The sequence below is a fragment of the Streptomyces africanus genome (assembly GCF_002150735.1).
GTDB classification, from domain to species: Bacteria; Actinomycetota; Actinomycetes; order Streptomycetales; family Streptomycetaceae; genus Streptomyces; species Streptomyces africanus.
Genome location: NZ_MUKA01000666.1, coordinates 1 through 600, shown reverse-complemented (window position 1 = coordinate 600; position 600 = coordinate 1). Strand labels below are relative to the sequence as shown.

Sequence of the window (600 nt, the reverse complement as noted above, 5' to 3'; positions counted from 1 at the left end):
CGTGATCGCCCTGGTGCTGGCACTGATCGGAGGCGTCGCCTTCGGGGCGTACTGGTCCATCAGCACCGTCCGGGCCTCCTTCCCGCAGACCAAGGGCTCCCTCACGCTCAAGGGCCTCTCGGGACCCGTCGAGGTCAAGCGCGACGGCTACGGCATCCCGCAGATCTACGCCTCCTCGGACGCGGACCTGTTCAAGGCGCAGGGCTTCGTCCAGGCGCAGGACCGGTTCTACGAGATGGACGTACGCCGCCACATGGCGGCCGGCCGGCTGTCGGAGATGTTCGGCAAGAGCCAGGTCGACAACGACGAGTTCCTGCGCACCCTCGGCTGGGAGCGGGTCGCCGAGCAGGAGTACGACACCAAGCTGTCGGCCGCCACGAAGAAGTACCTCCAGGCCTACGCCGAGGGGGTCAACGCCTACCTCCAGGGCAAGGACGGCGAGGACATCTCCCTGGAGTACGCGGCGCTCGGGTTCACCAACGACTACAAGCCGCAGAAGTGGACCCCGGTGGACTCGGTCTCCTGGCTGAAGGCGATGGCCTGGGACCTGCGCAGCAACATGCAGGACGAGATCGACCGCGCCCTGCTGACCAGCCGCCT

The 600-nt window shown here is 67.3% G+C and carries 1 protein-coding gene; it reads left to right on the top strand.

The genetic code is table 11. The features are described 5' to 3' along the window. The coding region (locus CCL05_RS43255) for a penicillin acylase family protein (RefSeq protein ID WP_143590073.1) at positions 1–600 on the top strand (600 nt) is incomplete at both ends.